The organism is Variovorax sp. Varisp36 (assembly GCF_047304235.1).
Taxonomy (GTDB): Bacteria; Pseudomonadota; Gammaproteobacteria; order Burkholderiales; family Burkholderiaceae_C; genus Variovorax.
Map to the genome: position 1 here is coordinate 1 of NZ_JBGLYU010000051.1, position 17,079 is coordinate 17,079.

The window sequence follows — 17,079 nt, forward strand, 5'->3', positions numbered from 1 at the left end:
ACCAACGTGGCCGCCGGCCGGATCTCCAACACCAGCACCGATGCGATCAACGGCTCGCAGCTGTTCGCCACCAACCAATCGATCGAGAATCTCAGCACCACGGTCACGGCCAACAAGATCAGGTACTACAGCGTCAACTCCACCGGCGGCGGCAACGAAGACAACCTCGGTGCGACGGGTGCCGATGCCATCGCGTCGGGCAAGGATGCGAGCGCAACGGTTGCCGGTGCGGTGGCCATCGGTTCGGGTGCCGTCTCCGACCGGGCGGTCGCGCCTTCCACCGGCAGCATTCCGGCCGGCAGTTCGCTGATCTCCTACAACACCACCGACCGCACCCTGCTGGGCGCACTGTCGGTCGGCAGTGCGACCACCTACCGCCAGATCACCAACGTGGCCGACGGCACGCAAGCGCAGGACGCGGTCACGGTGCGGCAGCTGTCTGGCGCGTTGACGTCTTTCGCGGTGACGCCGACGCTGTACTTCCATGCCAACTCCGCCGCGGCGGACTCGCTGGCCATTGGCGCGGAGTCGGTGGCCGTGGGCCCGCAGACCGTGGTCAACGGCAACAACGGCGTGGGCATCGGCAACGGCGCGGTGGTGCAGCAAAGCGCGCCGGGCGGCATTGCGATCGGCCAGGGCGCGACCTCGCACATGGCCGACTCCATCGCGCTGGGCACGCAGTCGTCGGCCGCCGCCGTGCAAGGCGTGGCGCTGGGCGCGGGCACCAGCGTGACGCAGGCCGGCGGCGTGGCGCTGGGCGCGGGCTCGGTGGCCTCCACCGCCGCGGGCGTGGCCGGCTACATCCCGCCCACCGCCACTGCCGCGCAGCGCATTGCCATCGGCGCGACCACCAGCACGCTGGCGGCGGTATCGGTGGGCAATGCAGCCAGCGGCCAGTTCCGGCAGATCACCGGCGTGGCCGCGGGCACGGCCGACAGCGATGCGGTCAACGTTTCGCAGCTGCGGGGTGTACAGGGCACGGTCGCTGCGATCGACCAGTCGGCGGTCAAGTACGACAGCAATGCGGACGGCACGATCAACCACAACAGCGTGACGATGGGCGGCAGCAACGCCACCGGCCCGGTCACGGTGCACAACGTGGCGCCGGGCGTGGCGGGCACCGACGCCGTCAACGTGAACCAGTTGAACGCGGTCAGCGGCGGCCTGAACAACCGCATCGATGCGACCAACAGCCGCATCGACAACGTCGAGAAGAACGCGTATGCCGGCGTTGCCGCGGCCATGGCCCTGCAGATGCCTGCGAGCTACGTTCCGGGCAAGACGGTCATGCGCATCGGCGCGGGCTCCTTCAAGGGCCAGGGCGCGGTGGGCATCAGTTTCCGGCGCACCTCCGAGAACAACGCCTGGAGCATCACCGGCGGCGTGGCCACCAGCCGTGCCGGGGTGGGCGCCACCGTTGGCGCGGAATGGGTCTTCAACTGATCGCCATACGGATGAACTGAACGAACTCCATCATGAACAAGCCTCTTCAAGCCAAGACTTTCTTCACGGTCCGTACCGCACCGCTCGCCGCGCTCTGCCTCGCGGCACTCGTGGCCGGCGGCTGCGCCAACCCGAGCTACACCATCACGCCGGAGATGCAGGCCAGGGCCGCTTCGGAGAACCCGGCACCGCCGAAGGACGAGGACTTCCCCGCGCTGGACTCGGCCAAATGGCAGCAAGGCGCCTTTCCGAGCCTCGAGGCCCTGCGCGCCATGCGTGCCGGCATGGGCAAGGACCAGGTGCGCGAGCTGCTGGGCTTTCCGCACTTTCGCGAAGGCCTGGGCGGCGTGCGCGAGTGGAACTACATCTTCCACTTTCGCACCAGCGCCGGTCCGGAATACGTCACCTGCCAGTACATGGTCCGCTTCAATGCAGACGTGCTGACCAACGGCATGTACTGGAAGGGACCGGGCTGCGCGGACCTGCTCAAGCCGATGGCCGCGACGAAGCCCGCCGCTACCGTCCAGCCGGTGGTTCTGCCTGCAAAGACGACGCTCGGCGCCGACGGCCTGTTCCGCTTCGACGGCCGCTCGCTGGCCGACCTGCTGCCCGAAGGCCGGCGCAAACTGGACGCACTGGCAAGCGACCTCGGGAGCAGCGCCAGACCGGTGGACTCGATCAGGGTGACCGGGCATACCGACCGGCTCGGCAGCAACAGCTACAACCAGGCGCTCTCGCTGGCGCGCGCCAGCACCGTGCGCGACTACCTGGTGCAGGCCGGCGTGCCGGCGCAGGCTGTGCAGGTGCAGGGCAAGGGCGAATCGGAGCCGAAGGTGCAGTGCGCACAGACGAGGCGCGCGGACCTGATCGACTGCCTCGCCCCGAACCGCCGCGTGGAGATCGAGGTGTCTGCGCAGCGGTGAACTCCGCGGCGGGCCATGCCGAACGCACGGTCCGCCGGCGGTTTCGACCGTAAGATGGCGCCGCGCCGCCGCAGAGCGGTGTCTGGAGACACGATGCCCCGTTTCACCCTCCGTGCCTTCGCTCGAGCCGCCCTCACCGCGGCCGGGCTCTCGCTGACGGCTTGCGGCACCGTGCCGCCGACCGCCGAGCAGCCAGCAACTTCCTGTGCGTCTCTGGCACGCCATGTCATCGAACCGGGAGCCATCGGCTTGCCCAGCGGAAGGGCCTCGGTCACCTCCGCCGTGCTGACGCCCGCCACGGCAGGAACGGCCAACGCCGGTGCATTTGTGCCGGCCCTTCCCCGGTTCTGCAAGGTCACGGGCACGATCGCATCGCGTGACCCTGCCGCGCAAGTCATCAACTTCCAGCTGAACCTTCCGACCGAATGGAACGGAAAGGCCCTGCAGTACGGTGGCGGCGGCTTCAACGGCGTGTTGATCACCGGCCTCGCGCCCTTGCGCGACGCCGCGCCGGGCGACCCGCTACCCATCGCGCGGGGCTATGCGACCTTTGGCCAGGACTCGGGCCACCAGGCGAGCGCCTTCCCTCCCGGCGAGCCAGGCGCCTTCGCGCTGAACGACGAGATGCTCGAGAACTTCGCGTTCGCTTCGTACAAGAAGGTGAAGGACGCGGCCGTGGACCTCATGCGCGCCTACTACGCACGACCGCCGCAGCGCACGTACTACTTCGGCGGCTCGGAAGGCGGGCGCGAGGGAATGATGATGGCGCAGCGCTTCCCGGCCGACTACGACGGCATCGTCAGCGTGGTGCCCGTCATCAACTGGACCGGCCTGTTCCATGCATTCGTACGCAACCAGGTGCCACAGCACGACGACTGGCTCCAGGCCGGCAAGATCCCGCTGATCGCGAAAGCCACCTCCGATGCCTGCGACGCGCTCGACGGGCTGGCCGACGGCGTCGTCAACAACTACATGGCTTGCCAGGCCCGCGTCGACCTGCAGCCGCTGCGCTGCCCCGGTGGCGGCGATGCAGGCTTGCAATGCCTGTCGGACGCGCAGCTGCGACTGGTGCGCGGCATCCACTCGCCGTATGTTTTTCCCTTTCCCATCGCCAACGGGCTCACCACCTACCCGCAGTGGCTGTACGGCCATGAGGACAGCCTCGACGGTCCCTCCGCCCTGAACATGGTGCGCTGGGTCTCCGGCACGGCGGCGCCCGTTGCCCCTCCGGATGCAGCGCGCCATTCGACGCAGTGGATCTACGGCAGCAACTGGATCCGCTACGCCGTCGCCCGCGACAAGGACTACGACGTGCGCCGCTATCGTCCCCAGGAGTTCCGGGCGCAGGTCCAGAAGACCTCCGCGATGATCGACGCCACCGACCCGGACCTTTCGGCGTTCTTCGCTCGCGGCGGCAAGCTGATCGTGCGCGAGAACGCCGCCGACCGCGCACAGAGCCCCCTCATGGGAATCCAGTACCACGGCGCGCTTGTGGCGCGCATGGGAGCACCGGCCGTGGAAAGATCCGTGCGGCTGTATGTTTCACCGGGCTCGACACACAGTGGCAATTCCCGGGCGGTCGGAGGCGGCGCGCCGGTGCCGACGATGGTGGACCTCCTGGATCCGCTGGACCGATGGGTGAGCACGGGCGCTGCGCCCGCAGACGCGCTGGTGCAAACGGTCAACGCGCCGCTGCCGCCGTTTGTCGTCCAGGCGTCCCGACCGATGTGCCGCTACCCGGCATACCCGCACTACACAGGCGGCGACCGCATGCAGGCGTCCAGCTACCAGTGCCGCGCGGCGACACCTTGAGCAGGCTCCATCAAAGGAACCCGATGGAGAGCCACGGCACCGCGGCGACCAGGACGGTGCCGACCAGCAGCGCGAGCATGTAGCCGACGATGGGCCGGATGCCCTTGTCCGGGTGCACCCGCCCGATCGCGCATGCCGCGTAGTAGCCCACGCCCAGCGGCGGCGCGAACAGCCCCAGTCCCATCGACAGCACGACGACCATGGCGTAGTGCACCTCGTGGATGCCGAGCTGGCGGGCGATCGGGAACAGCAGCGGGCCGAACAGCACGATGGCCGGGATGCCCTCGAGCACCGAGCCGAGCACCACGAAGGTGACCAGCGAAACGGCCAGGAACATCGGCGCGCCGCCCGGCAGCCCGGTCATGGCCTGCGCCAGCGAACTGGAGAAGCCCGACTGCGTCAGCCCCCAGGCCATTCCCGTCGCGGTGCCGATGATCAGCAGGATCGCGCCCGACAGCGACGCCGTCGCCACCAGCATCGGTCCGACGCGCTTCCAGTCGAACTGGCGGTACACCAGCAGGCCCGACAGCACGGCATAGACGATGCCGATGGTCGAGACCTCGGTGGCCGTGGCCACGCCTTCGACGACAGCCGCGCGGATGATGAAAGGCAACGCCAGCGCCGGCACTGCAATCGCCGCCAGCTTGGCCACCTGCCGCCGCGAGGGGCGCTCGACATGGCTGAGATCCTCGCCCCGCGCCCGCAGCCAGACGACGACGCACAGCGTGAGACCCAGCACCACGGCCGGCAGGAGGCCGCCGGTGAACAGCGCCGCAATCGAGACGCCCGTGACCGATCCGATGGTGATCAGCACCAGGCTCGGCGGCACGGTCTCGGTCTGCGCGCCGGTGGCCGAGAGCAGCGCCACCAAGTCGCCCTCGCTGGCGCCGCGCTTCTTCATTTCCGGAAAGAGCGCGGGCGCCACCGCGGCCATGTCGGCGGCCTTCGACCCCGAGATGCCGGAGACGAGGTACATCGCCCCGACCAGCACGAACTGCAGGCCGCCGCGCACGTGGCCCAGCAGGCCCGCGAGGAAGGCGATCATGGCCTTGGCCATGCCGGTCATTTCGATGAGCAGCCCCAGGAACACGAACAGGGGCACGGCCAGCAGGATCAGGTGCGACATGCCCTCGTCCATGCGGCCGATGATTACCGGCAGCGCGGTGTCCGTTCCCAGCGCCAGGTAGCCGATGGTCCCCAGGCCGAACGCAAAGGCGATGGGAATGCCGCTGAACACGCTCGCCCCGACCACGCCTACGAAGAAGATCAGCAGGTTGTAGCGCCCCAGGTCTTCGAAGACGCCGCGGCCCAGCGCGAAGGCGCCGATCACGATGGCCACTGCGGCGAAGGCCTTGGTGCCCGTGCGCCAGTCGGCATCCTTGAACAGCCGCAGCACCGAGAACAGCATCATCAAGGCGATGCCGCAAGGCAGCGCCGCAGCGCGCCATGCGTTCGAGATCTCGAGGGCCGGCGTGGTGATGAAGCGCTCCTCCGAGGCGTATTCCCACGCTGGCCAGGCCGCCATCGCGAGGAAGGCCAGCGACGCGCACACGCTGATGGCCTCCAGCAACTGCTGGCGCGCGGGCGCCTGGCGCGAGACCAGCGCCGTCATGCGCATGTGCTCGCCGCGCCGCAGGGCGACCACGGCACCGAGCATCGCCAGCCAGATGAAGAGCATCGAGGCGAGTTCGTCGGACCAGACCAGCGGCCTATGGAACGCGAAGCGCGCCACGACGCCGGCCAGCAGCACGGCGATGTCCGCCAGCACGAGCGCACCAGCGGCCGCTTCGACGATAAACCCGAGAACGCGGTCGATGCGCGTCGCCCGCGAAGCGGGGCCCACCGCCGGAGACGCCTGCACGCTGTGGCCGGCGGGGCTCATCGCGCTCATGCCAGCTTGCCGACGGAGCGTTCCAGGAGGGCCCATGCCTCGTCGCCGTACTTGCTCTTCCATTCGCCATAGAAGCCGGCCTTGCGAAGCTGGTCGCGGAAGGCGGCGGCGTCCGGCTGGTTGAAGGCCAGGCCCTTGCCGGCCAGTTCCGTCTGCAGCCCGGCGTTGAGCTGCGCCACGTCGTCGCGCTCCTTCAGGCCGGCCGCGTCGATGTGCTTGGCAACGATGGCGCGCAGATCGGCCGGCAGCTTCTCCCAGGCGCGGCGGTTGGCCAGGAACCAGAAGCCGTCCCACATGTGGTTGGACAGCGAGCAGTACTTCTGCACCTCGAAGAGCTTGGCCGTCGAGATGATGGCCAGCGGGTTCTCCTGGCCGTCGACGATCTTCGTCTGCAGCGCGGAATAGACCTCGGCGAAGTTGATCGACGCCGGCGCGGCATCGAGGGCCTTGAACATCGAAGTCCACAGCGGCGACACCGGCACGCGGATCTTGAAGCCCTTCAGGTCGGCGGGCGTCGCGATGGGCCTGGACGATGAGGTGATCTGGCGAAAGCCGTTGTCCCAGATCTTTTCCATCGGCACGATGCCGGCCTTGGCGATCTGCGCGCGGATGTAGGCACCCAGTTCGCCATCCATCGCCTTCCACACGCTCGGGTAGTCCTTGAACGCAAAGCCGACGCCGCTGATCGATGCCGCCGGCACCAGCGTCGAGAGGATCAGGCCCGAGAGGGTGAAGAACTCGACGCCGCCCGAGCGCAGCTGGCTGAGCACATCCGTGTCGGAGCCGAGCTGGTTGTTCGGGAAGATCTGGATGAGGACGCGGCCGTTGGTCTCGGTGCGGATCGCATCGGCCATCTCCTTGGCGCGCAGGTTCATCGGATGCGTCACCGGCAGGTTGTTCGCGTACTTGTAGGTGAACTCGGCCTTGGTTTGCGCGAAGGCGCTGCCCGCGGGGGCGGCGACAACGGCGGCCGCGGCGGCGCTGCGAAGAATGGTGCGACGGGAAATGTTCATGGTTTGTCTCCTTGGTGGTTCGTCATTGTGATCGGTGGCTCAGCCGTGCATGGCCGGCTGCGATTCTCCACGCTCGACGAGGCGCGTTCGGATGTCGTTCTTGGTGAACCTGCCGTAACCCGGCTTCGGCAGCGAATCCCAGAAGAAGAAGCGGCGCGGCCAGCGGTACCTGGCGCAGCGCCTCGGCCGTAAGGCCCGGCCGGCTCGCGACGGCGATCTCGCCCCATCGAGCTTGCCGAAGCGCGTGTGGCCTCAGCCGATGTACGGCAGTTTCGTCATGCCTTGGCCCCTTGCAGTTCGGCCCCGGCTTCGGCCTTGCGGCGGCGAAGGGTCGGCAGGCCGACACCTGCCGCATCGAAGCCGCCGTCGACGGCCACGACCTGACCGTTGATGAAGCTCGCTTCGGGGCTGCACAGGAAGCCGATGACATTCGCCATCTCCTCGGTGGTGCCATAGCGGTTCAGCGGAATCGCGTCGTAGTAGTCGGAGCGGATCGCCACGCTGTGCACGAGCTTGGCCATTTCGGTTTCTACCGGGCCGGGGGCAATGACGTTCACGCGCACGCCGGCATCGCCGAGCTCGACCGCATGCTGCTTCGTCATGTGGATGAGCGCGGCCTTGCTGGTGCCATAGGCCACGCGCAGCGTGCTGGCCCGCAGCCCGGAGATCGAGGCGACGTTGACGATGGCGCCGCCGCCGTTGCCGGCCATCACCGCGCCGAAGGCCTGCGTGCAGAGGAAGGCGCCATCGAGGTTGGTGGCCATCACCGTGCGCCATTCCTTGAAGGAGGTTTCCAGCACCGGCTTGAAGATGGCCACGCCGGCATTGTTGACCAGCGCGTCCACGCGGCCGAACTTTGCAACGACGGCCGCCACGGCGCGGTCGACCTGCGCCGGATCGGACACGTCGCAATGGACGCCGAGCAGATCGCCGGGGCGCCCGATCTCCGATATCGTGCTGTCGAGCGTTGCGCTGTCGCAGTCGAGCAAGACGACCTTGCAGCCATGACCAAGAAACCATTCGCCGACGGCGCGGCCGATGCCGCGGGCGCCTCCGGTGACGACTGCGATGCGGGCTGGTGATGTGGTGCTCATGATGTGGTGGGTTGGGTTGAAGGGAAAAAGGAACCCGGGATCCGGAAGCCGGCGGCCATTCCTCGGGCGTGACAGGCAGGAGCCCAGGGCATTGGGGCCGCCTTCGATCAGCGTCATCGCATCGACGATGCGATCGAACATCGGTGTTGTGTCTCCTGCTGCCACTTGTGGGAGCGCCCCCGTTCACGTGCTTGGCGCGCGGGATGCGATGCAGTCTAGGGATGCGCTTCGATCCAGAGAAATTTAAAATCTGGATCGGTCGATACAGAAGGCAAATCAATGGACATGCGCCACCTGCGCTGCTTCGTCGCTGTTTCCGAGGAGCTGCACTTCGGCCGCGCCGCCGAACGGCTGCACCTCACCCAGCCGCCCGTGAGCCTGGCGATCAAGGAGCTGGAAGAAGAACTGGGCGTCACCCTGCTCGAGCGAACCTCGCGCCGCATCGCGCTCACACAGGCCGGCGAGGACGCATTGCGCGACGCACGCGCCGTGCTGGCCGCGGCCGACACCCTGCGCAAGCGCGCCCTGGAGGCCGTTCAGGGCTTGATGGGCTCGCTGTCGCTCGGCTTCATCAGCCTGCCGGCCTATTCATTCCTGCCGCCGATGCTGCGCGCCTTCACGGAGGACTACCAGCGCGTGAACGTGTCGCTGCTGGAAGGCACCACCGACCAGATCATTCACGACATAGAGAGTGGCAGGCTCGATGTCGGCCTGGTGTTCCGGACGCCCGACCTGCCCGCGGCACTGAACTCGAGGCTGGTCCATACGGAACCGCTGCTCGTGGCGCTGCCCGCATCGCACCCCCTGGCCGGCGGCACGCGCATCGCGCTCGAAAAGTTGTCGAACGAACGCTTCCTCGGATTCGAGCGCCATCAGGGTCCGATGATGTTCGACGCCATCGTCGCCACCTGCATGCGGCATGGCTTCAGCCCCAAGCTGTTTCCGGCGCGGCAAATGCACACCATCGTGAGCCTCGTGTCCGGCGGCATCGGCGTGGCGCTGGTGCCCGGCAGCGTGCAGGCATTGCATCGCGAGGGGGTCGTCTATCGAAGCATGAAGGGCGAGAAGACCATCGTCGAGACCGTCGCCATCTGGCGCAAGTCCGACGATTCGCCGCAGGTGAAGGCGCTGCTGTCATGCTTGCCGAAGATCCGGCAGCGGGGCGGCTGAGTGAATGCCTCGATCTACGACGCATCGAAGATGGACCTTGCCGAAAGGCGTCAGCAGCAGGCCTCAAAATCGCATGCAGCGGCTTGCTCGTCCGCGAAGCCAGCCGCCCCCTCCTCTTTCAGCGATACATGTTCACTCTGACCCGCCTGACGATCCACCGCGCCAGGAAAGAACGCTTGCCCCAGGTCGCCGGAAGCCTGACATTCACGACCTTGCTGTCCATCGTGCCCTTGCTGGCGACGAGCTTCGCGCTGTTCACGCGATTCCCGATCTTCAAGCGATTCAAGGATGCGATTCATGAGTTCCTGCTGAGCAGGCTGCTGCCGCCAGACATCGCGCGCACGGTCCTCAAGTATCTGGACCAGTTCGCCGCGAATGCCAGCAGCCTGACCTGGGTCGGCTCGCTCTTCCTGCTGGGGACCGCAGTCGCGATGTTGCTGACCGTCGAGAACGCTTTGAACCAGATGTGGGAGGTGAGGAGGAATCGGCCTTTCTTCAGAAGAGTCGGCCTGTACTTGCTGATGTTGGCCGTGGGGCCACCCGTGATGGGTCTGAGTCTGTGGGCAACGTCGTACGTGCTGGGCGTTTCCCTGGGTCTGATCGGCGCCTTGCCACCATCGCTCGCCTTCGTGCTCGACCTCGGGCCGCTCGTGCTCGGCGTGACCGCGCTGACGAGCATGTTCTATTTCGTTCCGAACACGAAGGTGCGGCTACGCGACGCCGTCGCGGGCGCCCTGATCGCCAGCGTGGCCTTCGAGCTGGGCAAACGGGGCTTCGCCACCTATCTCGTCAAGGTGCCGACCTACAAGGCGCTGTACGGGGCGTTCGCGGCCTTTCCGATCTTCTTGCTGTGGGTGTACTTCTCGTGGCTGATCACGCTGGTCGCGGCCATGATCACGGCCAACCTGGCTCTTGCGCGACGGCGACAGCCGGGGAAGGCAGCTCGAGCCTGGCAGTTCGGCCGGGGCTGATGCAGGCGCCGCTCATTCGAAACCGGCCCTCCTTGCAGGCAGCAGCGAGAAGCCCACTCGCTTTTTGGCTCTTCCTGTGACGCTCACATTGCGCGTCATGCCGAGTGGCTTGCACGACAAGCACCGCTATGGAGCCGCCGGCAAGAGCTCGCCAGCCGACAGTACGTCAAGAACTCCGGTGTACCTCATGCGTCAGGCCGGCTTGCGCAGGAAGCCCTGCTGGGCACCGTTGCGATTGGGCGCGAAGCCATTGGCCTGCAGCGTCTCTTCGATGGTTTCGTAAAACACGCCGATCTTCATGATCTCGCGCGCCTGCTGCGCGGTCGCAATGGGGCGACCGAATTCAGTCGAGATGCGCACCAGTTGCCGGATCTGTTCGACCGAGCTCATCTTGCCGGTGCGGGTCTGGTTCCACAGCACGTCCTCAATGCCGCAGCGCACGTGCAGGCCTAGGGCGATGCCGATCATGTTCACGGGCAGCACGTTGAGCACCGAGCTTTCCACCGTGACCACCGAGCCATCGGGTGCGGCGCGCAGGAAGTTGGCCAAGTTGTAGATGTTCGCCTGGTCCATGCCGCCGCTGATGGCCACCCAGTTCATCACCAGCGGGCCCTTGTAGACGCCGCGGCGGATCATCCGCTCGATGGTCTCGAAGCTGTTGATGTTGTAGCACTGGAACTCGCTCTGGATGCCCGCGGCCGTGAGGCGGCGGATGTGCTCCTCGACCCAGCTGGGGTTAGAGGGCACGATCATGTCCTTGTACGTCGAATAGAGCCTAGGGTCGCCGCGCGACAGTCCCTTGAAGTCGTCCAGGCCGGCGTGCTCGGTCACGTTCATCTGCGTGGTGTTGACGGTCACGGTCACCTGGTCGGGGCGGGGCGTGAGTTCGGCCAGCATGTGGCGCGTGTCGTCGCTCAGCCACTTGGCCGCGGCACCGTCGTCCTCAGGCGCGAAGCTGATCGAGCCGCCCACCTGGATGATCATTTCCGGCACGGCCTTGCGCACGCCGGCGATCAGTTCGTTGAACATCGACAGCCGCTTGCTGCCCCTGCCGTCGGCCTCGCGCACATGCAGGTGCAGCACGGTGGCGCCGGCTTCGTAGCAATCGACCGCCTTCTGGATCTGGTCTTCCATCGTGACCGGGATGTCTTCCGGAAAGTCGGCGGGAATCCACCCCGGCGCATAGGGCGCGGCCGTGATGATCAGGGGCTGCTGGTTCTCGGGATACAGGTGGCCGTCGAGGAAGTTCATGGGGTTTGTCTCCGGTGGGAAAGTTGCTCTGGCGCCAAAAGTGTCTGGCGCACCCCGGAAAACTTCTTGCTCATTCGGGACTGCGACTTGTCTTTGCGGGACATTGAAACGGTCCGTGCGAAGACCGGTTTCGCAGTCTCCATCTGCACCAGACACTGAACGCCATGGCCGATCACAATCGGGCCATCATCAAGACACAGCAATCCAGGATCAGCCCCCGGGCGGGCACGGGGCTCCTGAAGAATCCACCATGAAGCACCTCGGCCGACTGATGCGTAGCGCGAGCCTCAGCGGCTACGTGGACCTGGTGCGCTCGCTCGGCCGGGACCCGCATGCCTTCCTGCGCACCGTGGGGCTGAAGGCCCAGTTGCTCGAGCACCCCGAGATGCTGATTCCAGGTGACGCCGTGCGCGAGCTGCTCGAGATCACCGCGCGCGCCACGCGCACCGAAGATTTCGCGCTGCGGCTCGCGGCGCAGCGCAAACTCTCGGCGCTCGGGCCGATCAGCGTCGTGCTGAGGGAAGAGCCCACGCCCCGCGACGCGCTCGACACGCTGGGCCGCTACCTGAAGCTGGTGAACGCCTCATTGAGCTTTCGCCTGGAGGATACGGGCGACATGGTCATCCTGCGCGAAGACCTGCTGCCCAGCCCCGGGCTGCCGATGCGCCAGTCGATGGAACTGGCCGTGGGCATCATGTTCCGCGTGCTCACCGAGCTGATCGATCCGCAGTGGCGGCCGCAGCAGGTCTGCTTCACGCACCGCCCGCCGGCGGACGTGTCGGCGCACCGCGCCTTCTTCGGGCGCCACGTCAAGTTCAACCAGGATTTCAATGGGCTCGTGTGCCTGGCGGCCGATCTGCGCAAGCCGCGCGAATCAGGCGACCAGGGCGCGGCGCGTTTTGCGCGAGAGTACCTGGAGGCGGCCCTGAAAGACCGCGGCGAGAGCACGCGCGAAGCCTGCCGCGAACTCATCCTCGCGCTCATGCCCGGCGGCGGCTGCACGGCGCAGGAAGTGGCGCGGCACCTGCGCGTGGACCGCCGCACGCTGCACCGCCGGCTCGAGGCTGAAGGCTTCACCTTCAGCAGCCTGCTCGACCATGTGCGCTCCGACCTCGTCAAGCGCCACCTGCGCGACAGTGACCTGCCGCTGAGCGAAGTGGCCGAGCTGCTGGGCTTCTCGGGGCCAAGCAGCTTCAGCCACTGGTTCCGCCACCACTTCGGCTGCAGCGCCTCGCAGTGGAGCAAGCAGACGGCCAGCGCGGTGGCTCAGGGGACGGTGCGCGCGTTCTGAGCCAGGCCTTCAAAGCGGAGGGCATGCGAAAGGCCTTCGAGCAGGCGCCAAAAGGCGCGCGTGACAGACTTCGTCATCACCACGCTCACTCTCAAGCCGCCTTGCGCAGGAAGCCCTGATTGGCGCCATTGCGATTGGGTGCGAAGCCGTTGGCCGCCAGCGACTCTTCCGCTGTGTCGTAGAAAACGCCGATCTTCGAGATCTCGCGCGCCTGCTGCGCCGTGGCAATCGGACGGCCGAACTGGCGCGAGATTTCCACCAGTTGTTCGATCTGCGCCACCGTACCGATCTTGGCCGAGCGCGTCTGGTTCCACAGCACGTCTTCGGTGCCGCATCGCACGTGCAGGCCCATGGCGATACCTATCATGTTCACGGGCAGCACGTTGCGCACCGAGCTTTCCACGGTGAGCACCGCGCCATCGGGCACCGCACGCACGAAGTTGGCCAGGTTGTAGATGTTCGGCGCGTCCATGCCGCCGCTGATCGCCACCCAGTTCATCACCAGCGGACCTTTGTAGACACCGCGGCGCATCAAGCGTTCGACCGACTCGAAGCTGTTGATGTTGTAGCACTGGAAGGCGCTCTGGATGCCGGCCTTCGTGAGGCGACGGATGTGCTCCTCGACCCAGCCCGGCTGCGCCGGCACCGTCATCTCCTTGTAGGCTTCGTAGATGGCGGGGATCTCGCGCGAGGTGCCCTTGAAGTCCGCCAGCTCGGCGTGCTCCGTGACGTTCATCTGCGAGGTGTTGACGGTCACCGTCACCTGGTCCGGCGTGGGCTCCAGCTCGGCCAGCATGTGGCGCGTGTCGTCGCTCAGCCACTTGGCCGCGGCGCCTTCGCTCTCCGGCGCGAAGCTGATCGAGCCGCCCACCTGAATGATCATTTCCGGCACGGCCTTGCGCACGCCGGCGATCAGCTCGTTGAACTTCGACAGCCGCTTGCTGCCCTTGCCGTCCAGTTCGCGCACATGCAGGTGCAGCACCGTCGCGCCGGCGTTGTAGCAATCGACCGCCTTCTGGATCTGCTCTTCCATCGTGACCGGAATCTCGCCCGGAAAGTCGGAAGGAAGCCAGCCCGGCGCATAGGGCGCGGCGGTGATGATCAGCGGCTGCTGGTTTTCGGGAAAGAGGTGGCCGTCGAGGAAGTTCATGGCGTGGTTTCTGTCGGGTTGCGATGTAGGAAACAGAATCGATGGACAACTCAGTACGGCACGTCGCCGACGATGCCGGCGCGTTCCATCTTGCGCGGCGCGGGCCAGTAGTCGTTCAGCGCGTAGTGCTGCGTGCTGCGGTTGTCCCAGACGACCACGTCGCCGGCCTGCCACGACCAGCGCACCTGGTACTCGGGAATGGTGGCGCGGCTGAGCAGGTAGTTCAGCAGCAGCGCCGCGCCGGGCGTCTTGTCGATGCCGTGCCGCACGTTCTCGGGGGTGCTGTAGTTCACGAAGTGCGTGGTGAAGCTGCCCACGTAGAGCACCTTCTCGCCGGTCTCGGGGTGCGTGCGCACCACGGGGTGCTCCACGGGCGGATGGTCCTGGCCCAGCTTGAGGCGAGCTTCCATCGGCATGACGGCGCCGAACGAATGCTCGATAGCAGCCTTGGCGCGCAGCTTGCCGATCTTCTGCTTGATCTCTTCGGGCAGCTCGTCGTGCGCCTGCACCATGTTCACCCAGATGGTGTCGCCGCCGATCTCGGGACACTCGATGCAGCGTAGCACTGCCCCCATCGCCGGCGCTTGGCGCCACAGGCCGTCGCAGTGATAGGTGTTCTCGTAGCTGTGCTTGTTGTCGCTGCGGTAGATGCGCACGAGGCCCGGGTGCTCGGGGTCGCTGCCGACCACGGGGTGGTCTTCGAGCGCGCCGAAGCAGCGTGCAAAGGCCGCATGCTCGGCGCGCGTGATGTCCTGTCCGCGGAAGAACAGCACCTTGTGCTGGAGCAGTGCGGCGCGGATCGGCGCAAAGCGCCCGGGGTCGCGCGAGGCCTCGCCCAGGTGGACGTCCGAGATTTCCGCGCCGATGGAGGGCGTGATGGATCTGATCTTCATGAAGGGTCTCCGATGAAATGGCGAGCGAAGCTCAGTTCGCCTGGATGCGGTACTTCCTGACGATGGCGGCGTTGCGCTCCGACAGCGCCTTCGTCTCGACGATGAGCGCGGGCGTGTCGACGCTGAGTTCGGGCTCCAGGCCCACGTCGATCAGCTTCTGCTGCACGGCGGGCGACTGGCCGGCCTTGCCGATCGCGGCGTGCAGCTTTGCCAGCACGTCGGCCGGCAGCTTGGCGGAGCCAATGAAGCCGACCCAGCCGCGGAACTGCAGGTCGGGATAGCCGAGCTCGGTGGTGGTGGGCAGGTCGGGCAGGAAGCGCGAGCGGGCCTTGCCGGTGAACGCGTAAGGGCGCAGCTTGCCGGCCTTGATGAGCGGCATCGAGGTGAGCATGCCGTCGAACATCAGGTCAACCTGGCCGCCCAGCAGGTCCTGCAGCGCGGGCGGCGAGCCGGGGTAGCCGATGTGCTGCAGGTCGAGCCCCGCGCGGTCGCTGAGGATCAGGCCCGCGTACTGCGACACGGTGCCGGGGCTGTAGCTGGCAAAGCTGGCCTTGCCCTTGCGCGTCTTCAGCTCGGCGACCAGGCCCTGGAAATCCTTGGCCGGAAAGTTCGCGGCCGTGACGAGCACCACGCCCGAGCGCGCCACCGAGGCAATGGGCACCACGTCCTTCAGCGGATCGAAGGGCATCTTCACGACCTGCGGCGTTTCAGCCAACACGTTGCTCGCCGCCATCACGATCGTGTTGCCGTCGGCCGGCGCCTGCAGCATGGCCTGCAGGCCGATCGATCCGCCGGCACCGGGGCGGTTCTCGACGATCACGGGACGGCCGATGTCCAGCGCCATCTGCTGCCCGACGACGCGGGCGACGATGTCCATCGTGCCGCCCGGCGGCGCGGGGACGATGAGCTTGACGGGCTTGTCGCCCAGCGCCCAGGCCCCGAGGGCCATCGAGCATCCGACCAGCGCCACGGCGGCGCGTGCAAAGTGCAGCAGTTTCATGGGTTGTCTCCGGTTTTTTCATGCGGGCCTCGGTGGGCCAACGCCGCCAGTATCCGGCGCACTCCGCTCGCAGTTCTTGCTTTATTGGGGCATCAATTTGCCGATTTGGGACATCGCCGAGACCACACTTCCCGACGTTGAAACGCGCCGCAAGAATCCGTTCCATCCCAGCCCCACACGCATCGCATCAGGAGACGCACCATGAACCAGGCCATCCGCTTCCACGAGACCGGCAGCGCCGACGTGCTCAAGCTCGAACACGTCGAGGTCGGCGAACCCGGCCCGGGCGAGGCGCGCGTGCGCCACAGCCTCATCGCCGTCAACTTCATCGACATCTATTTCCGCACGGGGCGCTATCCGCTCGCGCTGCCCAACGGCCTGGGCTCCGACGCCGTGGGCGTGGTCGAAGCCGTGGGGTCGGGCGTGACCGACATCCGCGTGGGCGATCGCGTGGGCTACCTCATCGGGCCGCAGGGAGCGTATTCACAGGTGCGTGTGATGCCTGCCGATGTGCTCATTCCGCTGCCCAACGGCATCTCGGACAGCACCGCCGCCACGCTGATGATGAAGGGCATGACGGCGCAATACCTGTTCCGCCAGGTCTATCCATTGAAGGGCGGCGAGACGATCCTGTACCACGCAGCCGCTGGTGGCGTGGGCCTCATCGCCTGCCAGTGGGCGCGTGCCATGGGCGTCACGATGATCGGTACCGTGAGCACCGACGAGAAGGCCGCCGTCGCCAAGGCCAACGGCTGCACCCACACCATCGTGACCTCGCGCGAGAACATCGCCCAACGCGTGCGCGAGATCACCGACGGCAAGGGCGTGCCCGTGGTGTACGACTCGGTGGGCAAGGACACGCTGGAGGCTTCGCTCGACTGCCTGCAGCCGCGCGGCACGCTGGTAAGCAACGGCACCTCTTCTGGCGCCGTGGTCCTCGACACCAAGCTGCTGGCGGCGAAGGGCTCGATCTGGCTTACGCGGCCGGCGATGGTGCACTACATCCATCCGCGCCCGCACATGCTCAGCATGGCCGACGAATTGTTCGGCCACGTGCTGGCCGGCCGCATCGTGAGCGAGCCGCAGCAGAGCTTCGCGCTGGCCGACGCGGCCGAGGCGCACCGCGCGCTCGAAGGCCGCAAGACCACCGGCGCCACCGTGCTCGTGCCCTGAGGTT

At 66.9% G+C, this 17,079-nt stretch carries 14 protein-coding genes; 7 read left to right on the plus strand and 7 right to left on the minus strand.

Translation table 11 applies throughout. The features are described from left to right. The 3 genes from ACCD11_RS23815 to ACCD11_RS23825 form a co-directional block, all read left to right on the plus strand. Window positions 1-1,443: YadA family autotransporter adhesin (locus tag ACCD11_RS23815; protein ID WP_413315696.1), on the plus strand; the 1,443-nt coding region annotated here is incomplete at its 5' end. Window positions 1,444-1,475: 32 nt separating this feature from the next. After that, the gene (locus ACCD11_RS23820; RefSeq protein WP_413315697.1) at window positions 1,476-2,366 is read left to right on the plus strand and encodes an OmpA family protein; all 891 of its coding nucleotides are present in this window, start codon (window positions 1,476-1,478) and stop codon (window positions 2,364-2,366) included. Window positions 2,367-2,459: 93 nt separating this feature from the next. Next, entirely contained in the window at window positions 2,460-4,178 is a 1,719-nt protein-coding gene (locus ACCD11_RS23825; protein ID WP_413315698.1) for a tannase/feruloyl esterase family alpha/beta hydrolase, read from the plus strand. A 10-nt stretch (window positions 4,179-4,188) separates the two neighbouring features. Here ACCD11_RS23825 and ACCD11_RS23830 read toward each other — a convergent pair whose 3' ends face one another. From ACCD11_RS23830 to ACCD11_RS23840, 3 genes are all read right to left on the minus strand, one after another. Next, window positions 4,189-6,069 carry a TRAP transporter large permease subunit gene (locus tag ACCD11_RS23830; RefSeq protein WP_413315699.1) on the minus strand — a complete coding sequence of 627 codons (1,881 nt, stop codon included), beginning with the start codon at window positions 6,067-6,069 and terminating at the stop codon, window positions 4,189-4,191. After that, complete coding sequence (locus ACCD11_RS23835; protein ID WP_007836067.1) at window positions 6,066-7,082, minus strand: TRAP transporter substrate-binding protein; 1,017 nt, start codon at window positions 7,080-7,082, stop codon at window positions 6,066-6,068. Before ACCD11_RS23835 ends, ACCD11_RS23830 begins: the two co-directional genes overlap by 4 nt. A gap of 275 nt (window positions 7,083-7,357) precedes the next feature. Then, on the minus strand, window positions 7,358-8,176 hold the full coding sequence (locus ACCD11_RS23840) for an SDR family NAD(P)-dependent oxidoreductase (protein WP_413315700.1): 819 nt from the start codon (window positions 8,174-8,176) through the stop codon (window positions 7,358-7,360). Between the two features lie 279 nt (window positions 8,177-8,455). Here ACCD11_RS23840 and ACCD11_RS23845 point away from each other — a divergent pair, with 279 nt between their 5' ends. Both ACCD11_RS23845 and ACCD11_RS23850 read left to right on the plus strand, forming a co-directional pair. After that, entirely contained in the window at window positions 8,456-9,346 is an 891-nt protein-coding gene (locus tag ACCD11_RS23845) for a LysR family transcriptional regulator (RefSeq protein WP_413315701.1), read from the plus strand. Continuing rightward, complete coding sequence (locus ACCD11_RS23850; RefSeq protein WP_413315702.1) at window positions 9,313-10,317, plus strand: YihY family inner membrane protein; 1,005 nt, start codon at window positions 9,313-9,315, stop codon at window positions 10,315-10,317. The genes ACCD11_RS23845 and ACCD11_RS23850 overlap by 34 nt, the downstream gene beginning before the upstream one ends. A 192-nt stretch (window positions 10,318-10,509) precedes the next feature. Here the strand turns inward: ACCD11_RS23850 and ACCD11_RS23855 are convergent, their stop codons facing one another. Then, a complete protein-coding gene (locus ACCD11_RS23855) occupies window positions 10,510-11,568 on the minus strand; it encodes a 3-keto-5-aminohexanoate cleavage protein (protein ID WP_007836071.1) in 1,059 nt (352 codons plus the stop codon). 250 nt (window positions 11,569-11,818) lie between these two features. On the opposite strand from ACCD11_RS23855, the gene ACCD11_RS23860 reads away from it, so the two are divergent. Further along, entirely contained in the window at window positions 11,819-12,859 is a 1,041-nt protein-coding gene (locus tag ACCD11_RS23860) for an AraC family transcriptional regulator (protein ID WP_413315703.1), read from the plus strand. Between the two features lie 91 nt (window positions 12,860-12,950). On the opposite strand, the gene ACCD11_RS23865 is transcribed toward ACCD11_RS23860, so the two are convergent. The 3 genes from ACCD11_RS23865 to ACCD11_RS23875 are packed head-to-tail and all read right to left on the minus strand — an operon-like array spanning window position 12,951 to window position 15,902. Then, entirely contained in the window at window positions 12,951-14,009 is a 1,059-nt protein-coding gene (locus ACCD11_RS23865) for a 3-keto-5-aminohexanoate cleavage protein (protein ID WP_413315704.1), read from the minus strand. 50 nt (window positions 14,010-14,059) lie between these two features. Beyond that, window positions 14,060-14,902, minus strand: coding sequence for a TauD/TfdA dioxygenase family protein (locus ACCD11_RS23870; protein WP_413315705.1), 843 nt, complete (start codon window positions 14,900-14,902; stop codon window positions 14,060-14,062). 31 nt (window positions 14,903-14,933) lie between these two features. Then, complete coding sequence (locus tag ACCD11_RS23875; RefSeq protein WP_413315706.1) at window positions 14,934-15,902, minus strand: Bug family tripartite tricarboxylate transporter substrate binding protein; 969 nt, start codon at window positions 15,900-15,902, stop codon at window positions 14,934-14,936. 201 nt (window positions 15,903-16,103) lie between these two features. Between ACCD11_RS23875 and ACCD11_RS23880 the strand changes: the two genes are divergently transcribed. Next, complete coding sequence (locus tag ACCD11_RS23880; protein ID WP_413315707.1) at window positions 16,104-17,075, plus strand: quinone oxidoreductase family protein; 972 nt, start codon at window positions 16,104-16,106, stop codon at window positions 17,073-17,075. The last annotated feature ends 4 nt before the right edge of the window (window positions 17,076-17,079 follow it).